This is a genomic window from Candidatus Margulisiibacteriota bacterium (assembly GCA_003242895.1).
Lineage (GTDB): Bacteria > Margulisbacteria > Riflemargulisbacteria > GWF2-39-127 > GWF2-39-127 > GWF2-39-127.
This window is the reverse complement of the sequence record QKMY01000027.1, coordinates 1-3,238: the sequence shown is the minus strand read 5'-3', so window position 1 is coordinate 3,238 and position 3,238 is coordinate 1. Positions and strand designations below refer to the sequence as shown.

The window sequence follows — 3,238 nt, the reverse complement described above, 5'->3', positions numbered from 1 at the left end:
GTCGACTAGCAGCAATTATATTGGGTATGCGGTTAATAACTATATTAATATTATTGATTGGGGTGGGAATAAGATCGAGACAATAACTACTAATGTTGATGGTGATGGTGAATTTTTTGATTGGTCGCCTGATAGCAAGGAAATTGTTTTTGAAAATAATTCTTCTGGGAATATTTTTATATCAAAATATAATTTTGAAATGAAAGTAATGAATATATTAACTAAAGGGGAATTCCCATCGTGGAAAATAAATCAAAACATTGTATATGTTTTTTATAATGGAAGTACGTATTTATTATACCAGTTGGATTCGAATAATCAGGTTATTCCGTCAAACGTTGATATTTATGGAAAGTTTTATCCACAATACATTAATAATGGTAATGAGATAGCTTTGTTTTCTAATGATGGTTATTTATATAAGTATAACTTGAATTATGATTATGTTGCGTCTTCTAATATTTCATTAACAAATTTTTTAAGAGTAAACTTAAATTTATCCGGCAATAAAATAGTGTATGACATAGAGCATAAACATATTGGGATTACAGATATTGATGGGGCAAATAAAAAACAAATAAAATGAAGAAGATACTAATAATTTTAATCCTAATATTGATAATGATTAATGTTTCTTTTGCTACAGAAAGGCAAAAGAAGCTTAAACCTGCGCCTAATTATCAATTCATGATGGTACATGGTGTATCTTCATGGGATGTCGAGTGGTATAAAGATGGTGTAGTTGATTGCCTGGAAGAAATGGGTATCCCTACATTTAATATACATGCATATTCTCAGAATTTCCCAGAACAATCGGCTTTTATTAATGCAAGAGAATTCGGTGATCGCTCATATACAGGCCCCAGAAGAAAATTCGGATCAAACACCAACGATCAGGATACTCCCAAATGTAGTAGTAAATATGATACACGTAACAAATCTTGGATTGATATGGCACAGGAAGATTTTAAAAACTCTTATGAGCTAAACACGGCAATTGCTTTGGATGGAATTTATTATTCTAAGTCAAATCCGATAAATATTAGTAACATTCCTACACAGAATTTTATATTAACCCATAGTTACGGGAATATGGCTGTGCGTGGATATTTATGTTCTGGACAATTCCCTGAAAGAGCGCCAAATTCATTGGAGATTGTTGATTTTGTTGGTAGTGGATTACAAAATAATCAATGGCAAATTGAGCCGAATGATTATCAAGACAGATTTGTGAAGAATAGTTTTTATCAGGATGATGTGACTAAGGTAATATTTTTGGCTCCACCATTTACTGGCAGTGATATGGCTGCGTTAGCCTCAATTAAGGCAATTGCATTTTTATTTGTTCAGAGCGGGCAACAAATAGGTCTTGGCCCATATTTGATGCCGATTTTTGGAGATTTGGTTGGAGCTATTACAGAAGGTAATGTTCAAAAAGCATATGGCAGTTTCGGGAGAATGCTCAAAATTATATCTGATCATAAAGATGAGCTTAAAAACATTGATATGAATAAGCTATTGACTGATCCCGTCGGGTCGCTTAATAGCGTGGATGATTTCGTCGAACCATTAGCGCCTGTCTTGAGGCAGAATTCAAAAGATTTTATCAAGGCAGAGGCAATACTTAGAATGGTTAATATGATTAAAGATTCAAATATGTTGCGAATCTTGCCGTATCAGTATTATATGATGGCAAATAAATATGCTTTTTCTAGAATATATTATGCTCTTTTGCAGGAAAATGGAGGCTGGAACCGCCCTATGTTTTCAACCTTTACTTATCCTGGGTGGGATGAAATCCTGAGCGTTGTTAATCCAGCTTTTGGAGACATTTTGCCATTAGGATCAACGGTATGGAAATATGCAAATGCCGATATGAATACTCAGTATGACCGGCCAATAATTAAAGTAGGCTATGGAATTGGGTCGCCTTTAAATTCAGTCGAATCAATAGTTGAAGTTGGACTTGCCAGAGCTGGAGGGGGTTTTGGATTAGGAGCATTAAAGTCAGCTAAAATTTTTAATGGTTTTGGTGTTAACAAGGAAGAAGAAAAAGAGATCGAAGATAGCGCATATATTATGGGAAGTCTTAAATGGTCGGGGTTAAGTACCGAGACAGAAAAAGCTATGTCCTTATGGAGTAAATCATTTTTGTCATTGGATATGTCGAAGAATACGATTATGAACAAAATCGGTAACGATTTAAATATACCGGTATCTGCCCCTTTAGAGAATGGGGATGGCGCCGTACCAGAGTGGAGTTTTAAAGGTAAATATAATTATGGAAATAGATTGGGCGGAATTGTAGATTACTCAGATGATGCTACTATTCCATTTTTAAAGGATGCAACATTTCATCCATATTTGTTCAAACCAGAAAGATTCGAGAGTTTTATAAAAGACGATTTCCCAATGCAAGTAGCAGCAGCAGATGCCGCATACTTGTTGATGGTATATAATCCGTTTTGTCCAATTAGTCCTGACATTGCGAAATGGATACAACTTGCACCTGCAATATCATTAATAAATAACATTGATGAGAATGCTAATTCAATTAGTGAAGTGGTTTTAGCGCATCCCGCCATCCGTAAGAAACACGAATTCATCGAAAACTTAATGTACGAAAAACCCGAGCTAACCTGCCTCGAAAACGACGTACGTATAGCAACAAACAATGTTGCGTGGTCAGGGTTGTTCCTTGAGAGCATAAGTAAGAACTCAGATATCGATTTCCCGGGTAATGTGATCGCGGATTATACGGATGCAAGCAAGCACCACGCGGATGTGCTACGTGTATATGTGCCGTCCGGCAGTACGAATATCACTAAATATTACGAACGTATGGCAACAGTCAATCCAGACTTCGTCAAAGACGAAAACGAAGAAACCGCTGAAGATATTCTATTTAAGTTCGATAATTTCACGCGACCAGTGGCACTTAGAACATTCGCAACTAAAGCACAATCGATGATCATGCGTAATGTCGTTTATGAGTTGCTACCTGAAAAAATGAAAGAGCTATCATATTCATATAATTTCGCTGCATGGAAATCGCTATTACCCGTAGGGGCGAACGGCGGTTCGCCCAATCAAGTCGACCGCTGGGGCCGCACCCAGACCGGAGTTTTAGACCTCGCCGAAGGGCAAAACATTCTGACCTTTAAGCTGGCGAACAAGGTGGGAATGAGTAATAATCAGTTTCTCCGCATCATCAAGAGCAGTACGCCCATGCTACCCC

2 protein-coding genes are annotated in these 3,238 nt (G+C 36.8%); both read left to right on the top strand.

Annotated elements, in window-relative coordinates; all coding sequences use genetic code 11:
• On the top strand, nucleotides 1-586 hold a 586-nt coding region (locus DKM50_04265; protein PZM82159.1), incomplete at its 5' end, for a hypothetical protein.
• Nucleotides 583-3,238 (top strand): hypothetical protein (locus DKM50_04260; GenBank protein ID PZM82158.1); only part of this gene is annotated, 2,656 nt, incomplete at its 3' end. The genes DKM50_04265 and DKM50_04260, both read left to right, overlap by 4 nt.